At 47.1% G+C, this 22,656-nt stretch carries 20 protein-coding genes; 6 read left to right on the top strand and 14 right to left on the bottom strand.

Translation table 11 applies throughout. The annotated features are described in order from the left end of the window. Positions 1-88 precede the first annotated feature (88 nt). Positions 89-865 (top strand): enoyl-CoA hydratase-related protein, encoded by a 777-nt coding sequence (locus PGH26_RS03430; RefSeq protein WP_323692633.1) that lies wholly within the window; start codon positions 89-91, stop codon positions 863-865. Here the strand turns inward: PGH26_RS03430 and PGH26_RS03425 are convergent. Then, a complete protein-coding gene (locus PGH26_RS03425; RefSeq protein ID WP_323692632.1) occupies positions 852-1,229 on the bottom strand; it encodes a hypothetical protein in 378 nt (125 codons plus the stop codon). The genes PGH26_RS03430 and PGH26_RS03425 overlap by 14 nt on opposite strands. A gap of 76 nt (positions 1,230-1,305) precedes the next feature. Further along, positions 1,306-1,692 carry a flagellar protein FliS gene (locus tag PGH26_RS03420; RefSeq protein ID WP_323692631.1) on the bottom strand — a complete coding sequence of 129 codons (387 nt, stop codon included), beginning with the start codon at positions 1,690-1,692 and terminating at the stop codon, positions 1,306-1,308. 121 nt (positions 1,693-1,813) lie between these two features. Between PGH26_RS03420 and PGH26_RS03415 the strand changes: the two genes are divergently transcribed. Continuing rightward, complete coding sequence (locus tag PGH26_RS03415) at positions 1,814-2,623, top strand: flagellin (protein WP_323692630.1); 810 nt, start codon at positions 1,814-1,816, stop codon at positions 2,621-2,623. Positions 2,624-2,657: 34 nt separating this feature from the next. On the opposite strand, the gene PGH26_RS03410 is transcribed toward PGH26_RS03415, so the two are convergent. After that, the gene (locus PGH26_RS03410) at positions 2,658-2,951 is read right to left on the bottom strand and encodes a late competence development ComFB family protein (RefSeq protein WP_323692629.1); all 294 of its coding nucleotides are present in this window, start codon (positions 2,949-2,951) and stop codon (positions 2,658-2,660) included. Positions 2,952-3,683: 732 nt separating this feature from the next. On the opposite strand from PGH26_RS03410, the gene PGH26_RS03405 reads away from it, so the two are divergent. After that, the gene (locus PGH26_RS03405; RefSeq protein WP_323692628.1) at positions 3,684-4,037 is read left to right on the top strand and encodes a hypothetical protein; all 354 of its coding nucleotides are present in this window, start codon (positions 3,684-3,686) and stop codon (positions 4,035-4,037) included. A gap of 61 nt (positions 4,038-4,098) precedes the next feature. Here PGH26_RS03405 and PGH26_RS03400 read toward each other — a convergent pair whose 3' ends face one another. From PGH26_RS03400 to lplA, 8 genes are all read right to left on the bottom strand, one after another. After that, positions 4,099-6,078: a S9 family peptidase gene (locus PGH26_RS03400; protein ID WP_323692627.1), complete on the bottom strand. Its 1,980-nt coding sequence runs from the start codon at positions 6,076-6,078 to the stop codon at positions 4,099-4,101. 330 nt (positions 6,079-6,408) lie between these two features. Beyond that, entirely contained in the window at positions 6,409-8,124 is a 1,716-nt protein-coding gene (locus tag PGH26_RS03395) for a methyl-accepting chemotaxis protein (protein WP_323692626.1), read from the bottom strand. Positions 8,125-8,617: 493 nt separating this feature from the next. Continuing rightward, the gene (locus PGH26_RS03390) at positions 8,618-10,171 is read right to left on the bottom strand and encodes a fatty acid--CoA ligase family protein (RefSeq protein WP_323692625.1); all 1,554 of its coding nucleotides are present in this window, start codon (positions 10,169-10,171) and stop codon (positions 8,618-8,620) included. Positions 10,172-10,319: 148 nt separating this feature from the next. Next, positions 10,320-12,254 carry an ABC transporter permease gene (locus tag PGH26_RS03385; protein ID WP_323692624.1) on the bottom strand — a complete coding sequence of 645 codons (1,935 nt, stop codon included), beginning with the start codon at positions 12,252-12,254 and terminating at the stop codon, positions 10,320-10,322. Beyond that, positions 12,226-13,005 carry an ABC transporter ATP-binding protein gene (locus tag PGH26_RS03380; protein ID WP_323692623.1) on the bottom strand — a complete coding sequence of 260 codons (780 nt, stop codon included), beginning with the start codon at positions 13,003-13,005 and terminating at the stop codon, positions 12,226-12,228. Before PGH26_RS03380 ends, PGH26_RS03385 begins: the two co-directional genes overlap by 29 nt. Then, positions 12,959-14,005, bottom strand: coding sequence for a sensor histidine kinase (locus PGH26_RS03375; RefSeq protein WP_323692622.1), 1,047 nt, complete (start codon positions 14,003-14,005; stop codon positions 12,959-12,961). The genes PGH26_RS03380 and PGH26_RS03375 overlap by 47 nt, the downstream gene beginning before the upstream one ends. Beyond that, positions 14,002-14,706: a response regulator transcription factor gene (locus PGH26_RS03370; protein WP_323692621.1), complete on the bottom strand. Its 705-nt coding sequence runs from the start codon at positions 14,704-14,706 to the stop codon at positions 14,002-14,004. The genes PGH26_RS03375 and PGH26_RS03370 overlap by 4 nt, the downstream gene beginning before the upstream one ends. A gap of 118 nt (positions 14,707-14,824) precedes the next feature. Then, complete coding sequence (lplA, locus tag PGH26_RS03365) at positions 14,825-15,817, bottom strand: lipoate--protein ligase (protein ID WP_323692620.1); 993 nt, start codon at positions 15,815-15,817, stop codon at positions 14,825-14,827. 308 nt (positions 15,818-16,125) lie between these two features. Between lplA and yhfH the strand changes: the two genes are divergently transcribed. Then, positions 16,126-16,248 (top strand): protein YhfH, encoded by a 123-nt coding sequence (gene yhfH, locus PGH26_RS03360; RefSeq protein ID WP_323692619.1) that lies wholly within the window; start codon positions 16,126-16,128, stop codon positions 16,246-16,248. Between the two features lie 808 nt (positions 16,249-17,056). On the opposite strand, the gene hemY is transcribed toward yhfH, so the two are convergent. Genes hemY through hemE form a run of 3 tightly spaced genes read right to left on the bottom strand, consistent with a single transcriptional unit; the run spans position 17,057 to position 20,499 of the window. Next, entirely contained in the window at positions 17,057-18,478 is a 1,422-nt protein-coding gene (gene hemY / locus PGH26_RS03355; RefSeq protein WP_323692618.1) for a protoporphyrinogen oxidase, read from the bottom strand. Between the two features lie 25 nt (positions 18,479-18,503). Continuing rightward, complete coding sequence (gene hemH / locus PGH26_RS03350; RefSeq protein ID WP_323692617.1) at positions 18,504-19,433, bottom strand: ferrochelatase; 930 nt, start codon at positions 19,431-19,433, stop codon at positions 18,504-18,506. A 16-nt stretch (positions 19,434-19,449) separates the two neighbouring features. Then, positions 19,450-20,499 carry a uroporphyrinogen decarboxylase gene (gene hemE, locus PGH26_RS03345; protein ID WP_323692616.1) on the bottom strand — a complete coding sequence of 350 codons (1,050 nt, stop codon included), beginning with the start codon at positions 20,497-20,499 and terminating at the stop codon, positions 19,450-19,452. A 232-nt stretch (positions 20,500-20,731) separates the two neighbouring features. Between hemE and PGH26_RS03340 the strand changes: the two genes are divergently transcribed. Together PGH26_RS03340 and PGH26_RS03335 are read left to right on the top strand one after the other, a co-directional pair. Beyond that, a complete protein-coding gene (locus PGH26_RS03340; protein WP_323692615.1) occupies positions 20,732-21,259 on the top strand; it encodes an antibiotic biosynthesis monooxygenase family protein in 528 nt (175 codons plus the stop codon). Between the two features lie 110 nt (positions 21,260-21,369). Beyond that, positions 21,370-22,536, top strand: coding sequence for a M20 metallopeptidase family protein (locus tag PGH26_RS03335; RefSeq protein WP_323692614.1), 1,167 nt, complete (start codon positions 21,370-21,372; stop codon positions 22,534-22,536). Positions 22,537-22,656: the final 120 nt, after the last annotated feature.

Genomic DNA, 22,656 nt, shown 5'->3' with positions numbered 1-22,656 from the left:
TTTTTCCAGAATAATAACCTCTTTCTGGATTCAGTTTCTTGAGAATGGTATGTTTGAAGAGTATTGAATGACCATGGGGGTGTATAAATTGGAAACGATTTTACTGGAAAAGAAGGACGGGATTGCTTGGGTGACGCTGAATCGTCCTGAGGCGATGAATGCATTTAATTACGACATGATCCGGGAACTTGGGGAAACCATCGAGCAGATTCGAATTGATCCGGAAGTACGGGTGGTCGTGCTGACTGGGTCCGGAGAACGCGCACTCAGTGTGGGGGCTGATTTGAAAGAACGCAAGACATTAGCTGACGTTGACGTAAAACGGAATTTGAATAAAATCGGTGAAGTGTTCACGATGATCGATCAGCTGCCGCAGCCGACGATTGCGATGATTAATGGCTTCGCGTTCGGCGGCGGTATGGAACTCGCGCTAGCATGTGACTTCCGGTTTGCAGCGATGTCTGCTGTCATGGGGTTGACGGAGACGGGTCTTGCGATCATTCCAGGGGCCGGCGGAACACAGCGTTTACCGCGTTTAGTTGGTGAAGCAAAAGCGCTTGAGCTCATTTTGACAGCTCAGCGAATGAGCGCATCTGATGCCGCATTATGCGGACTCGTGACGCGTACTGTCGAAGATGCTGTGCTGCAAGAAGAGACACAGGCGTTTGCCGACAAAATTCTCGCAAATGGGCCAATCGGGGTGCAGCAGGCGAAATTTGCGATTAAACAAGGAATGAAGGCGGATCTTGCGACAGGGCTGACGATCGAACGGAAGGCGTATGAAATTACGATTCCGACAGAGGATCGAATTGAAGCGCTGAATGCGTTCGCTGAGAAAAGGAAGCCGGAGTTTAAGGGACGGTAAAAGAGGAATCACGGGTCTGCTTGACGGCGGATCCGTGTTTTTTTTGTGCGTTAGAGGGGGAGGGATTGGAATTTATGGGTGGACGCTCGTTTTTTCTTCGTACCCGCTCGTTTCCCCTTTGTACCCCGATCATTCCCTCTCCGTACCCGCTCGTTTCCCCTTCGTACCCGATCATTCCTTCTCCGTACCCGCTCGTTCCCCCTTCGTACCCGATCATTCCCTCTCCGTACCCGCTCGTTTCCCCTTCATACCCGCTCGTTTCCCCTTCGTACCCGATCATTTCCTCTCCATACCCGCTCGTTTCCCCTTCGTACCCGCTCATTTCCTCTACATACCCGCTCGTTTCCCCTTCGTACCCGCTCATTCACTCTCCGTACCCGATCGTTTCCCTAGTGCAATAACTCCCCACACAAAAAGCTGCCGCGACCACGGGCAGCTTTTCAAATATACGGCGTCATCATTTGTTTTCTCTGAGCATGCTGCCAGTCGGCATGCAGGCTTCTCACAATCTCTTGGACTTCTGCAATTGCATCCGCGTTCGCTTTAAGCGATGCAGTGACTAAGGTTTGATTGACATAAATATAAAGCGTCAGCAGCCGCTCGCCTTCTACAGAGGAAGCGTCTGTCATGGCCATTAATTCGAAAAGAAATTGCTGGGCTTGTAAAAGTTCGTCGCGCCAGCGCTCATCCTGGTGTCCAAGATGGTGAAGGGATTCATCCAGCTGCTGGTCAATCGCAGCAAGTGCCTGGCATACCGCGGTGAGGGGCGGCAGTGATGCGGCATTCATTTTACGATAGGCTGTAGCCGCTTGTTTAACAGTGATCATCCACTCCGCCTCCGTTCTGATTTCTTGTCTACTAGGTATATCGGCAAGTTCGCATTCAATTTCATGACTTTCGGTCGATATAACGGAGGAAGTGATTATTTACATAAACGAGGTGTGCCACGTGCGGATAAATAGCAACGAACAAATTCAGATGGCAGCGAACCGCGGTGTGCGGAATGACAAGCAGATTGAGAAGTCGCTTCGTCATCTGGGAAGCGGATTAAAAATTGCAACGAGTGCCGACAATGCTGCGGGCTCTGCGATTTCTGAAACTATGCGCGCACAGATTCGCGGGATTTCGCAAGCCCAGCGCAATATGCAGGACGGATTGTCTGTTCTTGAATCTTCCAATGAAGGAATGAACAACGTCAATGGCTTACTGCAGCGAGCGCGGGAGCTGGCGGTTCAGTCTGCGAATGGAACGTTTACGGATTCAGACCGGGTAGCAAGCGGATTAGAGCTGGAGCAGATCTTTGCTGCCATCAATGATACAGCGGATAAACTCGAGTTCAATACGATGAAAATTCTCGGGGAAGATTCGGAGTTGACACTTCAAGTTGGCGGGCAAGCCGCGCAGCATATGAAGATCAGTCTGTTCGATGTCCATACGGATGCAATCGGGCTTGGAGGTGCGTCCCTCGCTACTCAAGAAGATGCAGAGAAGATGATCAGTACGATTGACGATGCACTCGGAACGGTTACAGGGTATCTGGCAAAAATCGGTGCACAAATGGAATCGCTCGAGCATCATTTATCAAACGCCGGCGTTTTTGAAGTGAACTTGAACAAGTCGTTATCTTTGCTGGAAGACGCGGACATGGCGAGAGAAATGATGGACTTCGTCGGATCCGACATCCGTAAAAAGGGCGACGAACTGTTGATTAAACATGTGAATAGCACGCTGCAGGAATCACTTGGATTGCTGAAATGAAAAACACCGAAGCCACATGCGCTTCGGTGTTTTTTCATTGTCCTTGTTTCAGCGCAAACGCCTCACAGCGCGGACTCTTCGATACGAGTGCTGCTGACTTAGCGATGACGGCGATAATCGTGGTTGCCCCCTGCATATCTGCCTCATGCGTAGCGCGGACGTACGGGCTGTATTTAGAATTTGCGATATATCTGGGCGGCAGCTCGTTAAGTGCCAGTGCTGAAATGTCACTTAAGCATTGCTCGCAGTCACATGTAAGATTCATCTTATTCTTATACGACAGCAGCGTGTCACGAACGACGTCTTCCATTACATTGTGGACTCCCACAGCGTTCTCCTCCATTCGGATTCCCATCGCAACCTAAATTGTAGTCCAAGCCTTCAGGGAATCTGGAAAAGTCTGGACAGTTTATCTAATACGTTTATCCTACAATATTTCCTAAATGGTTGCAATTGCTTTTGTTTTGATGAAATTCCCAGCAACCTTGAGAAGTTTGTCCACAGACGTTTGTCCCTTCACCTTTTTTTGTTTCGGAATATAGTAGAAGTGTCCGGATGAAACAAGCTTTAAACGCACTCCCTTCAGTACTTTGAATTGACAAGACAGTTGGCTCCCGATGCTCGTCCAGTTATGTGTTAACGAGATGCATATAGTAGTAATGTCCGGATGAATAATTGCTGTTTCATTTCAAAGACTCTGGAAAAACATCCGCAGGACAATTTCCTCATGATCGCTTGTCCAACTCTCATAAAATCAGCCACATACACTCCTCATGTACGGACTATCGAAACTTCCCATCCCAGCAATACTGAGTGAACTCACATCCACGATACATTGAGAAGATTGTCCGCGGACGGTTGTCCAACTCTCGCAAAACAAGCGGCATATACTAGTAATGGACGGACTCGAACAACCTTACTTCTACCGACATATCTAGCAAATCACACATCCACAACACGTTGAAAGAATTGTCCCTCGGACGGTTGTCCAACTCTGTTAAGACGAGCTGCATATACTAGAAGTGTCCGGACGCATCACATTAAAAGGAGGTGAATAACCATGGACCAAACACAAATGCTGCGTGAATTACAAAACGCAACCAACAACATTGACATCAATGACGAAACACTGGCCGATTTAATTATCGTCTCCTCTTTACTAGGTGAAGTCGTGCTCACAGGAATCTTGTACCGGGAATATGAACTCTTCCATGACTTCAACAACCCTGGACAGGATGCAGAGCCATCGACTGCTTGTGAGAAGGCAGAATTCAACCGATCTGTAGGCGAAATGCTGAAAGGTGCCTGCTGTCTAGAAAATGCCTTTGCACGAAAAATCGAAGCTGCAATCGATCTTAAGCGAGTCGCTGACGCATCGGTAACTCCTGTAGAAAATCAATGCTGCTCACGATAACCCCCAATCCCTCCTCACCAAAAACGCCTGTCCCTTCCCCCGGGACAGGCGTTTTCTTCTGTCACAAATACTTTTCGAACCAGCCCGTCAACTCGTTCAAACGCGTGATGCGCAAGTTCGGTTTTCCTGTGCGGGACAAGTTGTGGTCCGATTCCGGGAACCGGACGAATTCGGTATCCTTCTTCATGCTTTTCAATGTGATGTACAGCTGCTCCGCCTGTTCAATCGGGCAGCGCAAGTCATTTTCGGAATGAAGAATAAGCAGCGGTGTTTTCACATTTTCAGCGTACTTCAGCGGCGAATGCTTCCACAATGTGTCGACATCCGTCATATCCGCTTTAATCTGCCAGTCACTGAAGTAATATCCGATATCCGATACTCCGAAGAAACTGATCCAGTTTGAAATGGAACGCTGGGTAATAGCTGCTTTGAATCGATCGGTGTGGCCAACAATCCAGTTCGTCATGAAGCCGCCATAGCTGCCGCCTGTCACGCCAAGCTTGTCCTGATCAATCCATTCGTGATGTTCCAGAACATCGTCAAGCGCATCCATAATGTCCTGATAATCACCGCCGCCGTAATCGCCGCGCACCGCATCAACGAATGCTTGGCTGTATCCATGACTGCCGCGCGGGTTGATGTATAACACGCCCCACCCTTGAGCTGCCAGCACTTGCATTTCATGGAAGAACGAATTCCCGTACATCGCGTGTGGCCCGCCATGAATGTTCACGATGAGCGGAACCTTGGATCCATCCTCATAGTTCGCCGGTTTCATGAGCCATCCATGTACATCGAAACCTCCAGCGCCTTCTAACTGAACCGTTTCCGGCTGTACAAGATTTTTATCTTTTACATAGTCTTCATTGAATGAAGTCAACGCTTGGCGTTCACCTGTCGAAATATCCAGGCGATACAATTCGCCTGGGTTCACTGGGTTACTAATCGCAGCAAGTGCGAACTGTCCATTTTTAGCGACACCATAATCGTAGACATGTTCTGACTCAGGGGATGCCGGATACAAACTGCCTTCCAAATCTGCGAAATACAACCGCACATCTCCCATCGTCGTCACTTGGAAATACAAATAATTGCCTTCCGTCCAGACTGCTTCAGGCGGATTTGGTCCTTGTTGATGATCCGCAACGACCGCATCTCCAACCGGTGCATCAAGTGCTTCTGTCAAATTAAGCGTCGTCTGATTTTCACAATCATAGACGTATAATCCAGAGTGAGTCGCGTTTTCAAACGTCCGGTCCGATCCGCCATAAGCGATATAGCGATCATCTAATGAGAACGCTGCACCGCCAAAATAGCCTTCTTCATCGACAAGAACCGTTTCTTCTTTCGTTTCGACATCCACAAGCGCTAACGGCTGACGGAAGTCGAAATCTTTGTTTTCCGCCCGATTCACACCCACTACTAATTTTTTACCGCAATGCGACACCGCTTGCAACGAATGATGGAAAGGTCCTTCGGTGAATGCGGTAATTTCTCCGCTTTCAATATGCAGACAGCCGATTTGCGAATGACGGTCTTCTTTTACTAACCCTGCCCCATCCGCTTTATATTTCATCGTCGTCACGCGAAGCGCTTCAGGCTGCTTCTTTTCATCTTTCTCCTCTTTATCCGCAAACGTTTTCCCGTCTTCCAAAGTACTCGTCAGCCAGATTTTCGTTCCGCATGGAGCCCACAAAAAACTCGAAACACCCGTCTCAACTTCTGTTACTTTACGCGCTTCCCCACCAGCTGCCTGCATCACAAACAACTGATTTTTCTCATCACGCGTCGATAAAAACGCAACCCGCTTCCCGTCAGGCGACCACTGCGGCTGGGAGACCCGCTCTTTCCCATACGTCCATTGAACCGAACTTCCAGATTCCACATCCAAATGATACAAATGTGCATGATACGCATTCTCTTCCTGATCGATCTGCGTCACAACAAAAACCGCTTCAGAAGCATCCGGAGACAACACCGGATTCGTCACCGACTTCAATTCAAACAAATCCTCTTGCCGAACCATCTGTTTACCTGTCATCTTCATTCCTCCCCTAATGCCATCTATTTCGACACCCGTAACACTTTCCCTCTTATTCTTCTTAACTTTTCTGTAGGTTTTTCGGTTTTGAGTTTGGTTTTTTTCTTTTCCTTCCCCCCTACCCGTTTGAGTTGAAAAACCCATGTCCCACATGAACCGTTGATTGAAACGCAATGCGGCGACTCCTGCGGATCAGCGAAGATTAAAGACCCTGGACTGAGCAAAGCGAAGGAAGCGGCTGAGATTGAGCCCCTCGGAAAGCGTCCGCATGAAGTGCAAATCAACACTGTCTACTCACCTACTCTTTTACTCACTCACTCTCTTACTCTCTTACTCTCTTACTCCAGTTTCCAGCTCAAACACATCGATCATCGACTTCAGGGACTCTGCCATATCACTCAGCACATGCGCACTGGCCGAAATCTCCTCCATCGTCGCATTCTGCTCCTCCGCAGCCGCCACAATATTCTGCGCACTCCCCTCAGACCGCTCCGACAACTCCGCAACCTGCCCGACAAGCGCCTTCATCGAATGCGTACTCGCCGTAATCTCCTCACTAATCGCAGACACCTCTTCCGTCTGCGCCGACACCTCACCAATCATCTTCGCAATCTCCTCGAAACGCTCCCCGGATCGATTCGCCATCGACAACCCTTCTTCAACATTCGACTTCGTCACAGTCGTCGCCTCCTGCACACCCATCACTTCCGTCTGAATCTCTCCAATCAATCGATTAATCTCACTCGCCGCCTTCGCAGACTCCGCCGCCAAACTTCCGACTTCCCCCGCTACAACCGCGAACCCTTTCCCATGCTCACCCGCACGCGCAGCTTCAATCGATGCATTCAGCGCAAGCAAATTCGTCTGCCCTGCAATATTCGTAATCAGCTGAACAATACTTCCGATATCCTCGGACTTCTTCGACAATTCACTGACGACACGGGCCGTATGATCCGTAGACTTCTGAATCTCTTCGATTTTCCGGACCGTCTGCACCATGACCGCAGTACCGTCCTGCGTTTGTTCCGTTGTAGAAATCGCAAGGTCCGACACTTTATGGATTGCGGTCGCTGTCTGATCCATTCCGGTCGTGATTTCAGAGACAATCTCAGTCGTTGAACGCGTATGTTCCATTTGTTCGGATGAACCCTCTGAAATGTCGACAATGTCTTCTGTTATTTGCGTCGAAGCTTGGGCCGTTTCATCTGCACTGGCTGTCAATTCACCGGACGTCGAGGCAATTGTCGTAATCGTTGTCTGCAGCTCAGATATTATCCGATACAGATTGTCCGACAGCGTATTGGCATCCCGCGTCAGCTGTCCGATTTCATCCGGATCACCGACAATAAGTGGCTCTGACGTCAACTTCCCCTCTGCCATCGCATTCATCCGATCCGTGATGGTCGAAATCGGTTTCTGGATTTTACTTTGTAAATAGCGTATACCGATCCCTGCGATAACCAGACCCAGGATAGCACCGCCGATCATCGTTATTAAAACACTCAAGTACAAAGCCTGTCCTTCTTTTTCAATTTCGTTCAGTTCGTTCTTATGTGTCTTCTCAAGTTCAAGAAGATCCCCTCTTATGGCATCGATTGTGATCCCTGTTTCATAGGATTTTTGAATCGCATCTGGTTTGTTTCCCGCTGCACTCATTTCCAGCAAGTCATTGATTTGACTGTTGTATGTATCTAGTTGTATTTGAACTGCGTCGAATGCCTGTTGTTCATCAGATGAAAGCACTTTTCCATAGGCCATTTGAGTCGCATCCAACTCTTCCTGATTCCTAGCGATTTCCGCTTCATACTTCTCTTCGAACGGCCGGTCTTTCGAGACGAGATGACGCTGCATATTACTCAGCATCTGCTGCACCGTCTGCTCCAAGTCATTGTTGTATTGAACCTTCGGCAGAACCCCTTCATTGATGGCCTTGGTGTTTTCATTCAACCTGAAAGAACTGAACACCCCGATACTGCCAAGCACGAGAATCAAGATTAAAATAGTTCCGAACACAACATTCAATTTCCCTTTCACCGACTTTTTCATAAGGCACCCCCTTTTATACTTTTAGTATATCGCTTATATCGACACAGTTTATAAGAGTTTTGATAAGTGTGTTAACTTTAATGTTTTTGCAATGCTGGACTAGAGATTTGTCGAATGGAGCGGATAGCTTTAGTAATAGATCGGGTCCCCATGCCAATAGTGCGGTCAGCATGAAGCACCAGTCACCCAACTATTCATCCTTAAATGCGCAGCGAAGCGGAGCACACCAATTAATCTTGGTCTTAAAACGGAAAGAGATTGATTGGTCGCGAGCTTGTTTACGAGTTGGAGAAGGTGCATGGCCGCGGAAACAGACGGGTTGAGTGGCGAAACGAGCGGGTACCTCCCCGAAACGAGCGGGTCGACAGCCTAATTGAGCGGGTACCTCCCCGAAACGAGCGGGTCGATAGCCTAATTGAGCGGGTACATCCCCGCCCGCAAACAAAAAAACAGAGAATGCATCCGCATCCTCTGCCTACTTCCATCTATCCTCTTAAGATTTCACAAAATCTTTCAACGAACGGCGCAAGATTTTGCCTGTTGTGTTCTTTGGCAGTTCATCCAAAAACTCGATATGCTTCGGCACTTTGTACTTTGCCAGGCGCTTCTCACAGAATTCGATCAGCTGCTGTTCTGTCACATCCGCACCTTCTTTTGCGACCACATAGGCAAGCACTTCTTCACCAAAATCAGGGTCCGGTACGCCGAGCACTGCGGCTTCGACCAAGTCGCGATGCGTGAACAGCACTTCTTCCACTTCACGCGGGTAGACGTTGTATCCGCCTACGATGATCAAATCTTTCTTCCGATCCACGATATAGAAATAGCCATCCTCGTCTTTCCGCGCCAAGTCGCCTGTATACAGCCAGCCGTCCCGCAGTGCAGCCGCTGATTCTTCAGGCATTTTGTAATAGCCTTTCATGACATTGTCGCCTTGAACGATCAGCTCACCGACTTGTCCGACAGGGACTTCATCTCCAAGCTCATCGACGACTTTATTCTTCACATTCAAAATTGACGTTCCAATCGAACCTGGAACCCGTTCCCGGTCAAGCGGATTGAAGCACGTGACTGGAGATGCTTCCGACAATCCGTAGCCTTCCGATACTTTCACTTGGAATTTCTCTTCGAAGTTTTCAAGGAGTGCCACTGGAAGTGACGCTCCGCCTGAAATCGCGAGCCGGATCGACGAAAAGTCTTCGCGCGTTGCTTCCGGGTATTGCACCATGAAATTGTACATTGTCGGCACGCCCGCAAAGATTGTCGCCTGCTGTTCTTTCACTGCCTTGAACACTTCAGCAGGGCTGAATCTCGGCATGAGAACAATCGTTGCGCCTTTTACTAGCGGTGCGTTGACTACAACAGTCAGTGCGAATACGTGGAAGACCGGCAGCGTTGCAATGATGCGATCTTCAGAAGAGAATCCCAGGTATTCGCCAACGTCACTTGCATTCGAATACAAGTTTTTATGGGTCAGCATCGCTCCTTTAGGGCGTCCTGTTGTTCCTGACGTATACAAAATGATAGCGGTTTCATTTTCATCTACAGCTACCGGCTCCATGTCAGGCTGGCCGCTTCGCAATACATGAGTGAACAAATGCGTTTTTGCTTTCGCAGCATCCGATAACGCGTTTACCTTTTCACTCGTCTCTCCCGTTGTTTCACATACAATATAATGTTCGATCGCCGGCAGCTGGACAGATGCTGCTTCCACGAGCGGCAGTAACTGCTCGAGCGCGACGACGGCTTTTGCATCGCTGTCTTGCAAAATATACGAAATTTCGTCTGGTGAATAGATTGGATTGACTGGAATGGCAGTTGCCCCTAACCGCATCGTTGCATATAGCGATATAAGGAAATGTGGTGTGTTTCCGAGTAATAAAGCGACATGATCCCCTTTATTAACCCCTAAATCTTGTAAAGCGGATGCAAATAGTGCGACCGATTGGTCAAATTCTGCGTACGATGTATCTTTACCCGTGAAGTGATAAGCTGTTTTTCCAGGCTGTGATTTAGCGGTTGCCCGAACTTTCTCTACCAAATTCATCGTAATACCACCCTTCATAGTTGAATGAATAGTCATTCATAATATCCAACTATTAGTATATAAGAAAAATTTAAATAATTCAATAGCCTTTATTTTTAGATACCTTAATACTAAATCACTTTTGCGCAATAATAAAAGACACCGGTGATTACTCCGGTGTCCGAATGTGAGACAGATAACGCCAGCGAATCAGATAGAAATAGGAGATTTGCAGAAGTGCAAACCCGCCTAAGACAAGCGTCAATTCTTTCGCAATGGATATTTCTGCGAGAGCATCCCAAATCACTTGCAGCGCTAGGAACGCAAACGCGCTATGAACGAATGCCACTCCCCACGGAATGAAGAACTGCGGCAAAAGCTGGCGGTTCACGATCTTTTTCAATTCCTTGTCCGTGATTCCCATGCGCCGCAGCACGTCGAATTGTCTGCGGTCGCGGTCAAGCGTCGTATACAACCTGAAATAAACGAAACTGCCGGCAGCGAGGAACAATACAGCCGCGAGCATTAATCCCATGAACAATAACAGTGAAAATGTCGTTCGGATAATGGAATAATTGAGTCCGGGATTGCCGAATGAAAACAGCGTTCCGGTTTCCCCACCCAGCAAAATAGACTGTAATTCATCTTCATGAAGACCTCGGCCAATATCTTTCGTCTCCTGCCAATCCGGTATATTAAATGCGTAATAGCGGTATAACGATGAACTCGCCCCGTCTTCCCCCATCAAAACCCGCTCAAAATCCGAGTCTGAGACAATGATTGCATTCGCTCCGATTGCATTTGGCGGGAATACCTGATGTGGATAAGCTCCTGAAATCTCCATTTCCAATCCGCTTTTCTCAAGTGAAGTATTCACAGTCCGTTCTTTCAATTGTTGATAAGAGGATGCGGATTGCGGTAAAAAGAGTGCTTTCCCGTCTTTGACGTCAACCGCCGGATAACCGAACGTATGCCCGAGTGCATTGATGCTCGACAGCCGGACAATCGATACGCTCATATCGGTGAACGAAGACTTTTGTTCGAGTACTCTGAATGCAACCATTTTGTAGTCAATTTCTTTTTCATTCAACTCGTTCGTAAGTTCGCGGATATGAATTTGCTCCAGGACATTCCCCGGATAACTTTTATAGACAAGTCCGAGCGGATTAATTTCCCGGTATTGATTGGCAAAAGAAGTGAGAGACGCAAGTAAGCCGACGGACATGAACGCAAGCGTCGATACCATCGTTACGATGAAAAACATGCGCGCATTCTCTTTCAGCCGGACAACGCCTTCAGAGAGCGACAACAGCCAGAATGGCCGCCAATACAGTCGTTTCCTTGCCCTGAATAGCTGAATCATATAGGGCAGTGAATCACTGAAGAAGAAATACGTCCCGCTCACTGCAGCTGCCGGCAGCAAATAAATGACACGTATGACATATGTATTCGTTGCGTACACCGCCATTGTATACGTTGCAGCAAGCAGCACAATTCCCGCCAGCGCGCGCCATTTCGATGACGAATAAGCGTCTTGCTCAGCAGCTTCCCCTTGCAATAAGTCATACACTTCCCCGGTGCGGATGAACATCGGAGCGAGCAATGAAATAATGATAAACACACTCGCAAAACTGCCGATCGTTAACACGAATGGCTGCCAGGTGAAGTAAAGAGGCAGCATCGGCACTTGAATTAATTCTTTCACAATCATCAAGAAAAATTTTGAGAATACAAATCCCAGAAACGTCCCGGCAATGATCGCAACGCCGCCAATCAGCATCGTTTCAAGGAAAATCAGCCGCTGCAGCTGGTTTCGTGCCATGCCGAGCAGCAGCAAGATACCGAATTCTTTCGTGCGGGCTTGTAGAAATGCGCGCATCGAGTAAAACAAGAAAAACAGCGAGAAGATGAACAGCACGAATTCCGCGATCATCATTCCAGTGGAAGCAATTTCCTGTACGAATCCTTCTTCCATTGCAGGATGGAATAACAGCATGGAATAGAGGAAAAATACCATGACCGAAAATGCACTCGCCATGAAGAATGCTGCGTAAATGCGCCGGTTCCGGACGACGTTACGGTATGCGAACTGACGAAAGGTCATTAACGTTCCCTCCGAGCAACGACAGCACGTTCAAAATCTGCTGGAAAAATGTCCGGCGCTGTTCATCTTTATACAACTCATTGAAAAACTCACCGTCTTTGATGAACAACACGCGATCACAATAACTGGCTGCAAGAGGATCGTGCGTCACCATAATAATCGTCGTGCCTGCGGATTTATTAATTTTCGATAATAATTCCAATACATCCCGTGCAGATTTCGAATCCAGATTCCCTGTCGGTTCATCCGCCAAGATCAGTTCAGGCTCATGAATTAATGCACGTCCGACAGCAGTGCGCTGCGCCTGCCCGCCTGATAATTCATCCGGTCTTCTGGATAAAATCTCGTTCAGTGATAATTTGTCGGCGAGCGCTGCGATTCTGCGTTTCATCTCAGGTACCGCCACTCGATCGAGCGTCAGCGGCAGCACTAAATTCTCTTCTACCGTCAGCATTTGAAGCAGGTTGATTGTCTGAAAAACAAATCCTAAATTCCGTCTTCTGAATAATGCCAGATCGTTCTGATTCAGCGTTTCCGGTTCAATCCCGTTCACTGCAATTCTGCCGTACGTCGGCAAATCGATTGTCGAAATGAGATTGAGCAGCGTAGTCTTACCGCTGCCGGATGGTCCCATAATTGCGATGAATTCCCCTTCTTCTGCCTCAAAGTCCAGGCGGTTCAGTGCCCGATGCATCACTTTGCCTTCATAGATTTTCGTCACTTCCGTCAATTCGACGATTTTTCGTGCCATCGTTTTCTACCGCCTCTCCATTTGAAAACAACACCGACACTGCTGTCCCTTCGTCCACTTTCGACTCAATTGTCAGCGTGTGCCCGAGCCGTCCGCTCACTTCTGATGCGATATACAATCCCATCCCTGTCGATTCGCCTGTTTTCCGACCGTTCTCCCCAGTGAAAAATGCGCGTGTGACCCGCTTCACATCCGTTTCAGGAATCCCGATTCCTTCATCTTGAACCGTCAGCTGAATCCCTTCATCGGTGCTGCTCGCGCTCACGTAAACTTTCTTTCTTTTTTCAAATGTATATTTCACTGCGTTCGTTAGAAATTGTCCAAGCATGATCTTCAGCCATTTCGGATCGGTCGCAACGACAAATCCAGAATCGACATGAATTTCAGGAAATACCCCATTTGTAATGAACAACCGTTTATGCTCCGTCACTACTTGCCGGACGAGGTCCTCCAAAACGACGCGTTCAATTCGCATATCATCTTCAAATGTCTCCAGCCGTGCATTTACAAGCACCGCATCCAGCCCGTCCTGCAGCCGATCCAATTCTTCATGAAAACTTTTCCGGTCGATTTCCTCTTCTTGCAAGAGTAGTCCAAGGACCGAAATCGGCGTCTTCATCTGATGAACCCACTGGTTAATGAAATGAAGCTGACGATGCTGCGCCGCATCCAGCTTTTGAACATCGCTGTGATACAGCCTGTACAATTTCCGCATATACTGAGCCGTCATTCGATGCTCCGGCGTTTGAGGCCTGCCGATTAACGCATCTTCCATGCGTCCGGGCTCTCGTTCAAACACTTCATAAAAAGAACGCCGGGTAATGAATTTCGCGAGCAAGTATCCGAATGTTAATAAAATCCCCATCAAGACTGCATAGATGGCTGTGCTCCAGTCCCTCGCTCCATCCAGCCAAAATAGGAGAACGATAAACAGCAGAAGCACCAATTGAAACAGCAAGAACGCTGCATGCTCTTTTATAAATAACTTGTATTTGTTCATTCTTCTTCAGGCGCCAATACAAAACGATATCCCGCACCGCGTACGGTATCGATTGTTGAAATAATATCAAAATCAGCAAGTTTTTTGCGAACACGCGCAATGTTAACGTTCAATGTGTTTTCATCCACAAACGACTGATCATCCCACAGTTCCTCAAGGAGCGTCTCACGCGAAACGACTTTCGGAGCCGCTTCCATGAGCAGTTCCAATATAATGCATTCCTTTTTCTGCAGCGGGACCACATTGTCACCTGACTGCAATTCCATCCGTTCAGCGAATAGCGTCAGAGTTCCCGCTTTTACAATCCGTTCTGATTGCGCTGGAGCATACTCGCCAAACGACCGTCTTAAATGGCTTCTGATTTTTGCTAATACCACATCGTAATGGAATGGCTTTGTGATGAAATCATCCCCGCCATTTTCGAGTGCAAACACTTGGTCCATGTCCCCCGAACGTGCTGAGATGAACAAAATCGGGCACGTCGTTTGCGTTCTCAGCTGGCGGCACCAATAATAGCCATCATACGTCGGCAAATTGATGTCGAGCAAAATCAGATGCGGATCGAATGACAAACTTTCAGACGCGATTTGATCGAAATCCTCCGCAACAGCTACATCATACTGGTATTTTCTCAGTGTTTCTGCAAGCAGTTCCGCGATTTTACGATCATCTTCTACGATAAAAATCCGATGCTTTTCCATAGATCCGCGCCCCTTTCACAAGTAGGTTAAGTATACCGCAAATTCGTTTGAATCGCCTTGTTTACCCATGTAAAAACAGACTCCTTTTGCCGAATAGGCAGCAGAAGTCTGTCAACTGTTAATAAATCAGATTCACGAATTCTTCTTGCGTAATTCCGCCAAGAAGTTTCGGTATGTCAAGAGTGCTGACTGCAGCGGTAATAGACTCACGGTCATATTGGCAATTCACTAGACGTTCTTCAATCTCAGCAACGCTGCCGAGTCCGAAGAAGTCTCCAAAGATGTGCACTTCATGAATGGTCCCTTTTTCAACTTGCAGACGAACATCGATGCTGCCGACCGGGAAACGATGGGAGTGCTGCACGTTGCATTTCGGCGAACGGCCATAGTTCCAATCCCAGTTGCCATAACGTTCTTTAGACAGCTGGTGAATGTTCTTCCAGTCGTCTTCGGTTAATTCTTTGTATTGGATGTTTTCTTCCCCGCCGAAGATCGACTTTAAAATCTCCATCCGAAACTCTTCTATCGTCATCTCTTTATCCATATGCTCGGAAATATTGGTCACGCGGCTGCGAATCGATTTAATTCCCTTGGATTCAATCTTATCCTTTTTCACACGCAATGCGTTGACGACTTCTTCAATTTCCGTGTCGAACATCAATGTGCCATGGCTGAACATGCGGCCTTGCGTTGCAAATTGTGCATTTCCAGATACTTTTTTACCGTCAACCAGCAAGTCATTGCGTCCGAGCAATTCGGCTTTAACACCCATCTTTGCAAGTGCCTCCACAACAGGTTCTGTGAACTTTTTAAAGTTACGGAAGGATTGTCCATCATCTTTTGTGATGAAGCTGAAGTTCAAGTTCCCTTTGTCGTGGTACACAGCTCCGCCGCCAGATAGTCTGCGGACAACATGAATTCCATTTGCGTCAACATACTCTGTATCAATTTCCTCGACCGTGTTTTGGTTTTTCCCAATAATGATGGAAGGTTCGTTGATATAGAACAGCAAATATGAATCCTCATCTGTGTCCATCGTGTTTAGCACATATTCCTCAATTGCCAGGTTAATCCGTGGATCCGTGATGCCTTGGTTATCTACAAATCGCATTGGGTTCTCTCCTTTATGTAATCGTTCATACAGCCATTCTATCATAACTTTCCGAGTTTCGTGACCCGTGTGCACTGCGTTTTCCCGTGGATAATTTGACTTAGGGTACAATATGAGTATTGAACCATTTTTCTAAATTGTTAGAAAACTATTGACAAAAGTTCATCTGTTATAATACACTATGAGTAACAAGTCGAAGTGCTAGTACAAAGGTGCTGAACAGCACAAATTTTTTTGTCGCCACTGTTGCATAACACCCGTCACGGGATAACGCAGTACTACTACAAATTGAATGGAGCGGATGAGAAATGATTGAAAACGTTGTAGAATTTTTTAAGAATTTGCCTCCGAAACAATGTGTTACTTGCGGTGAAACGATCGAAGAGCAACATGAGTGCTATCAAACAAAATGTCCAACGTGCTCAGAATAACGAGCTGCTGTTATAGGGTAGATTGATCGGCTGCTGCAGAACGTCAGTACATACTGACTTCTGCAGCAGTTTTTTGTGTTGGAGACGGTGTTGATTTCCGCTCCGGATGGACGCTTTCCGAGGGGCTTGATTTCAGCCAATCGAACAACGTAGAGTTCGATTTGCCGTATTTTTGCGTTCTTTGCATAAATTAAGGCAGCCGACCTATGCTCCTGACGCTTCGCTGATCCCTCCGGAGTCGCCATCCTGCGCTAAAATCAACGGACTATTGTATACGGTAGTTTGCTGCCCTCTTGATAATTAGTACATGAGGGATACTGCTTTTAGAACACTTTGTATAATAAACAAGCGAAGCGCTGCCAATTAATCCCTCAATGCACTTGAATTGTGTCCCGTTATCGAGAAATTCCGCTATGTGATGGAGAAACACCCTGGAGTGACGGAAAAACTTGCTTCTGTGTCGGAGAAGTCTCTCAAAGTGTCGGGGAATGACCACGAACTGTCGGACAACACAAAAGGGGTCGCGCCTCGGGAGATAGCCCTTCCCCAAACAAGCGAAGCGCTGCCAATTAATCCTTTAACGCACTTGAATTGTGTCCCGTTATCGAGAAATTCCGCTAAGTGATGGAGAAACCACAAAAAGTGTTGGAGAAACTCACAAAGTTGATCGAGAAATCACCATAAGTGATCGACAACCGCCGCTAAGTGTCCGACAACATTCTCCCTCACCCCTTTCCACCTGCCCACTAAACAAAAAGACCTCACACATGCCGAAATCGGCTGTGTGAGGTCTTTCAAATAGATCAATTCAGCGAGTCAGTCGCTGCATGACACGGTCAGCTGCTGCTTTTCCCTGGTCGATGCAGTCTGGCAGGCCGACGCCTTCGTACGATGCGCCTGCAAGCTCTACGTTTGGAAATGCGATGCTTAATTGTTCTTTGGCATCTGCGATAAGTTTTTTGTGGCCGACCCGGTATTGCGGACGGTCGTCCTTCCAGCGTGTGACGATGGAAAACTCAGGGTCTTCATTGATTTCGAAGATTTTCCGCAAATCTCCCAGTACAATTTGTTCGATTTCATCGTCCGGTAAATCGACGATGGCTTCTTCCCCGATCCGTCCGACAAATGCACGCAGCAATACTTTCCCGTCTGGTGTCGTTGTCGGCCATTTACGATTCAGCCACGTGCACGCTGTAATCGAATAGTCGCCGCTGCGGGAGACCAAGAACCCGGTGCCTTCCTTATCTTGAACAACAGCACTCGCTGGGAATGCAAGTGAAATCGTCGCAACGGATGACGTTTTAACTTCTCCCAGCTGCTGCAAAATGCCGTGCGGTTCGAAGAGTTGACGCGCGACCGCATGGCCCGTTGCCAGGATAATTGCATCCGCTTCAATAACCGAACCTTCATTGAGCGTAATGAATGTGCGGCTGTTGTCTTTTTCGATTTTTTCGATTCGGACGCCTTTGATGAAATTCACTTCCGGCAACTGGTCTTCGAGAGCTTCCACAATTGTTTCAAGTCCATTGCGGAATGTGTGGAACGCGCCCTCTTTCTTCGCAGCATGCCCTTTGTTCGGCAGCTGTTCAGGCTTCGGCTGCGTTTTCTTCATGCCTAAGATGAGACTTCTGTGCTTCTCTTCAACGCTTACAAATTGCGGGAATGTGGATTCCATGCTCATGTGGTCAATATCACCTGCATAGACTCCTGAGAGCAATGGTTCGATTAAGTTATTTACGACTTCATTTCCGAAACGGCGGCGGAAAAAGGCTCCTAGTGACTGATCGCCTTTAATATCGGAGCGCGGTAAGAAAAAGTCTCCTGCCGCACGAAGTTTACCCGTTAGCGAAAACAAATTACTTTTCAGGAAAGGTCCGATTTCTGTCGGAACGCCCATAATCGATCCGCCCGGAATCGGATGTAATTCATCATTCAGCAGTACATATGACTGTCCCGTTGCATTTTTCACGAGCTGATCAGCGAGGCCGAGCTCTTGTGCAAGACGGTCCATACTTTTCTTTCTTATCAAAAAGGAATCTGGACCGCGTTCTATAATATAGCCGTTGCGTCGGACAGTCTGGATCTTACCACCCAGCCGGTTGGTTGCTTCCACGAGAATAACATCGATGGGAAGATTCTGCTCACGGATTTGTTTCTGCATGTAAAATGCAGCAGAAAGACCCGTGATGCCGCCCCCCGCAATGACAATCTTTTTACGCTGTTCGTCCATTTCCTTCACACGTCCTTTTCACTGCTTACTTGTTTACTTTCTCCATTACTGCGTCCGCAACTGCGCCGATAAAGAGCGGATCTGTATTCGGCATTGCAGGACGGTGATAGGCAGCGCCGATCTCGTCGCAAACCACTTTACATTCGTAGTCATTGTCAAAAAGTACTTCAAGGTGATCCGAAACGAATCCTACCGGCGTATAGACAAATGATGTATACCCTTTTTTCTCGTTGAGTTCGCGTGTTAAATCTTGTACATCAGGTCCAAGCCAAGGCTCGCCAGTCTGTCCTTCACTTTGCCAGCCAACCGCGTATTCCTTCACGTCAGCTGCTTCTGCAAGAAGTTTAGCCGTTTCTTCAAGCTGATCCGGATATGGATCGCCTGCTTCACGGATTTTTTGCGGAAGGGAGTGAGCGGATACTACCAGAACTGACTTCTCGCGTTCTGCATCGCTCATACCGTCGAAGGTTTCACGAATCTTTTCTTCCCAATACTTCAAGAATTTCGGCTGCTTGTACCAGCTTTCAACAGAAGTGATGGAAATTCCGTATTTGTCCGCTTCTTCTTTCGCACGTGTATTGTATGATTTCACTGAGAACGTTGAATAGTGAGGAGCAAGCACAACAGTCACTGCTTCTTTGATTCCGTCCTTATCCATCTGTTCTACTGCATCTTCGATGAATGGTGTAATGTGCTTTAAACCAATGTAGAGCTTGAACTCAATCTCATCTTGTGATTGGTTCAATGCATCACAAAGTGCTTGTGCCTGACCATCTGTAATATGTGCAAGCGGTGATATACCGCCAATTGCTTCATAACGGTTTTTCAAATCTTCTAGTTGTTCCGGTGCAGGTTTACGTCCGCGGCGGATATGTGTGTAATACGGCTCGATATCCTCTTCTTTGTAAGGTGTTCCGTAAGCCATTACTAAAAGTCCCATTGTGCGTTTTCCCATATTGTTCACCTCAAGATTAGTTTTTAGTTGCGCGGAGTTCCGCGCTGTATGTGTGGATGAGTTCTGTCAGTTTCTTCAGCTTGGCAGGTTCGATTTCCGGGAATACCCCATGTCCTAAGTTAAAGATGTGGCTGCCGTGTGCAACCCCTTGTTCAATTATCACTTTTGCACGCTCTTCAATGACGGACCAATCCGCGAGCAGCAATGTAGGATCAAGATTCCCTTGGAGCGGCTTTGTTAATCCGCGCTGCCCTGCTTCTTCAATAGAAAGTCTCCAATCCAGACCGACTACATCTACAGGAAGATCATGCCATTCGTTTGCCAGGTGACTCGCACCTACCCCAAACGTAATCAAAGGCACATTCAATTTGCGGAGTTCTGTGAAAATACGTTCCATGACAGGTTTGATGAAAATACGGTAATCCGATACGTTCAATGCACCTACCCACGAGTCGAACAGTTGAATCGCAGATGCGCCCGCTTTCACTTGTGCAGTAACATAAGCAATCATCGTGTCTGCAAGTTTGTCCATTAGCATAAACCAAGCTTGCGGTTCAGAAACCATAAGTGCTTTTGTCCGTGCATAGTTTTTCGAAGGACCGCCCTCGATCATATAGCTTGCAAGTGTGAATGGTGCCCCTGCAAAACCGATCAAAGGTACATCCAGCTGTTCTTGTGTCAAAATTCGAATTGTTTCAAGCACGAATGGAATATCATCTTCCGGATGCATCGCTGTCAATTTTTCGATATCTGCAACCGTTTTGATTGGATTCGAAATGACTGGACCTATGCCAGCTTTGATTTGAACGTCTACGCCCATTCCTGGAAGAGGTGTGACAATGTCCTTATATAAAATTGCAGCGTCTACTCCGTATTGGTCAACAGGCAGCTTTGTCACATAGGCACACAATTCCGGCTGATGTGTAATTTCTTCAAGTGAATACTTTTCTTTAATTTTGCGGTACTCAGGCTGCGACCTTCCTGCCTGACGCATGTACCAAACCGGTGTGTGATCAATGTGTTCTCCACGAGCCGCTCGAAGAAGTGTATCATTTACTATAGCCATGAACAAAATCCCCCATTCTTTTTTACCGAACTTAATTCTACATATTTCGTGTAGCTTATCGTTTTCAATATAGACGTAAACTGTTGGGATGTATAGCAATATACACCTATTGTCATAAATTTGTGCCACATTTGGTCATTGTTTTGACACGGGTTGTTTTAGGAGGTGGATTCGGGGGAAATAACTATGTAAGAGATGACATTGAATAGATCAGCCAAGGAGGATACTAATTATGAAAAATGTATTCATTACACGTGGGACTCCAGAATTCATGGAGAAAATTAAAGAGAAATATGCTAGCGAGAAGATGATTTTAATGCACGGCAGCGGGGGCTCTCAATTGCTGCATGAAACTGAAGGCAAAACAGTCTTTCAGACCCCTCATCGATACGAGGTTGTTTCAGAAGTGGGGCAGCTTCAAGAACATGGATATTTCGCTTTGAACAACATTGCCATTTCGGATGAAGGCAAGCCTATTTTTGAAGAACGTTTCAAAAGAGAGCATCCGGCGATGGAAAGCACTCCAGGATTTATTGCTTTTCGCTTGCTGCGCCCTATCGGTTCGGATACCTATATCCTTTTGACAGAGTGGGAGGACAGCAAAGCATTCGATACGTATAAGCATGATCCGGCCTTTAAAGCAGCTTACGATTCTACGCAGAATGATATCGTTGAGGGACCGGCATTTCATATTTTCGCAAGTGCACCTTATCTTACATTATTCAGTTCCCTTCATACTCCTGATCCTGATCAAGATTAAAATCGATTCCTTAAAAGAGGCCATGCGCCTCTTTTTTTGTTATCAAACAATTGCGAGTTTAAAAACACACTGATATACTGGATACCATATTCAAAAAAGGAGCTGTCTTTATGAACGAAAAACTTTACGCGCTGCTCGACAACTCTTTTGATGACATGGTTAGCGTTCGACGCTATTTGCACCAGCATCCAGAAGTGTCATTCCACGAAAAGAATACTGCACAATATATCCAAGATTTCTACACGAAGTTAGGGGTAGAGTTCCGAAGCAATGTTGGCGGAAATGGAGTTGTCGCACGTATCGAAGGCGGAAAACCTGGTAAAACAGTTGCGCTCCGCGCTGACTTTGATGCATTGCCGATCCAAGACCAAAAAGATGTCCCTTATAAATCCACCGTTCCTGGTGTCATGCACGCATGCGGTCACGACGGACATACGTCCACCCTGCTGCACCTTGCTAAAGCAATGAATGAGCTGAAAGATGAACTTTCTGGAACGTACGTATTCATTCACCAGCACGCTGAAGAATACGCTCCAGGCGGTGCTATTTCAATGATTGAAGATGGCTGCTTGGACGGTGTGGATGTTATTTTCGGTACTCATTTATGGTCGATGATGGAACCAAACACTATTCAATACGTGAGCGGTCCGATTATGGCCGCTGCAGATCGTATCGAAATTACAGTTCAAGGTGCCGGGGGCCACGGTGCTTCTCCTCACCAAACAAAAGATGCTATTGTAATTGCATCTCAACTCGTGACCAATTTCCAGCAACTCGTCTCACGTCGTGTGGACCCGATTGAATCTGCTGTATTATCCATCGGCTCATTTGTGGCCGACAACGCATTCAACATTATTGCGGATAAGGCCGAACTCAAAGGAACTGTGCGCACATTCTCTCCTGAAATCCGTGATCTCATGGAATCTGAAATCCATCGAATTGCTGAAGGGACAGCACTGATGAACAACTGTGAAATCGACGTAACCTACACGCGGGGATATCCAGCTGTCGTAAATCACGAAAAAGAGACAGCATTTTTACGTGACGTTGCACAAGATGTTCCAGGTGTAAAAGAAGTAATCGAAACGATTCCTCAAATGGGCGGAGAAGATTTCGCTTACTATTTGGAACACGTCCCAGGCACGTTCTTCTTCACTGGTGCACAGCCTGAACATCCGTTTCCTCATCACCACCCGCGATTCGACTTTGACGAATCCGCAATGAGTTCCGCTGCTAAAACTTTAGGCGCAGCTGCCCTTGCCTATCAAAACCAGTAACCATTTGCTCTGCTGCTTGTGTGCATTTCTTATCTCTCTTTTCAACAAGGGACGCTAAGAAACGCCAAGTGCAGAGTTTTTTCGCGTTTTATTTCTGATTATTTTGTTTTTACTGATTGC

The organism is Sporosarcina jeotgali (assembly GCF_033304595.1).
Classification (GTDB): domain Bacteria; phylum Bacillota; class Bacilli; order Bacillales_A; family Planococcaceae; genus Sporosarcina; species Sporosarcina jeotgali.
This window is presented reverse-complemented; position numbering and strand designations above follow the sequence as displayed.